1 protein-coding gene is annotated in these 864 nt (G+C 60.2%); it reads right to left on the reverse strand.

Features of this window, described 5'->3' with window-relative positions:
• The coding region (locus U8U68_RS21965) for an S-layer homology domain-containing protein (protein ID WP_322204601.1) at positions 1-864 on the reverse strand (864 nt) is incomplete at both ends.

Raw genomic sequence — 864 nt, forward strand, 5'->3', positions numbered from 1 at the left:
CTGGGTTCGCTAGTGTCGCCGCCCTCGTCGGGGTTGCTGGGCTCGCTTCCCTCATCAGGATTGCTGGGCTCGCTTCCCTCGTCGGGGTTGCTGGGTTCGTCTCCCTCGTCAGGATTGCTGGGCTCATCGCCGTCGTCGGGATTGCTGGGCTCATCGCCATCGTCCGGGTTGCTGGGCTCATCGCCGTCATCCGGATTCTCCGGCTCGTCGTCCTTCAGGAAGTTACGAGTCATCAGGCAAGCACCCTCGGCACGGTTCAGGTTGGCCTTCGGGTCGAAAGTACCGTCGGTGCGGCCATTAATTAGCTTCGCATCATAGGCGGCACGCACACCGGCCTTAGCCCAGTTGGCGATCTTGTCGCCGTCCTTGAACATGGATACATCCGTGTTGTCCATGGTCAGACCAGCCACACGTGCCATAGCCACGGCAGCCTGCTGACGGGTAATGGGAGCATAAGTGTCAAACTTGTTGCCAGGAATACCCTCCATATAGCCATTATCCAAGCAGTAGGCGATAGCGGCCTTGCGGTAGTCAGACAGGTTTTCAGTATCGCTGAAGGGCAAGTCAGTCCCATAGCGCTCCACCAGCATGGCATTTAGCTCGGCGGTGGTGCCAGTTACGCCCTCCTCCAGCAGCTTCGCACGGGCAATCAGCACGGCAAACTGCCAGCGAGGCATGGTGGCTTTGGGAGCGAACTCGTTGGCGCTAACACCATTCACCAGGCCTGCCTGTACGGCACGAGAGATTTCTTCCAATGTTCCGGCACTAATGCCAGCCAGGTCGGGGTACTTCTCAAGCACGTCAAAGTCCGGCGTCGGGCTCGGGCTCGGTTTCTCGCTGGGCGTCGGGCTCGGGGTGGGCTCG

The organism is Acutalibacter intestini (assembly GCF_034334985.1).
In the GTDB taxonomy this organism is placed as follows: Bacteria; Bacillota; Clostridia; order Oscillospirales; family Acutalibacteraceae; genus Acutalibacter; species Acutalibacter intestini.